The sequence below is a fragment of the Verminephrobacter aporrectodeae subsp. tuberculatae At4 genome (genome assembly GCF_000193225.1).
GTDB classification, from domain to species: Bacteria; Pseudomonadota; Gammaproteobacteria; order Burkholderiales; family Burkholderiaceae_C; genus Acidovorax; species Acidovorax aporrectodeae.
Genome location: NZ_AFAL01001076.1, coordinates 1 through 227, shown reverse-complemented (window position 1 = coordinate 227; position 227 = coordinate 1). Strand labels below are relative to the sequence as shown.

Annotated in this window: 1 protein-coding gene; it reads right to left on the bottom strand. The window is 79.7% G+C overall.

The window, feature by feature from the left end; all coding sequences use genetic code 11:
• Positions 1–227: hypothetical protein (locus tag VTU_RS30490; protein ID WP_010110833.1), on the bottom strand; the 227-nt coding region annotated here is incomplete at both ends.

Sequence of the window (227 nt, the reverse complement as noted above, 5' to 3'; positions counted from 1 at the left end):
CGTCGGCGGACGCGTCCCGGGCGCAGGCCCTGAGCGTCGCCATCAGCTGCGCAGCGGCCCGCGTGGTGGAAAGCGTCCACCCGCTCTCGTCGCGCAGCGCGACGCCGCAGCCGGCCAGGTGCGCGGCGATGCGGCGCGTGAGGGCGCGGTCGTTGGCCGCCAGCGCCACCGGGGTGCGGCCGGCGACCACGTGCGCCAGCACGCAGGCGGCGGCGCGCTGGGCTTCG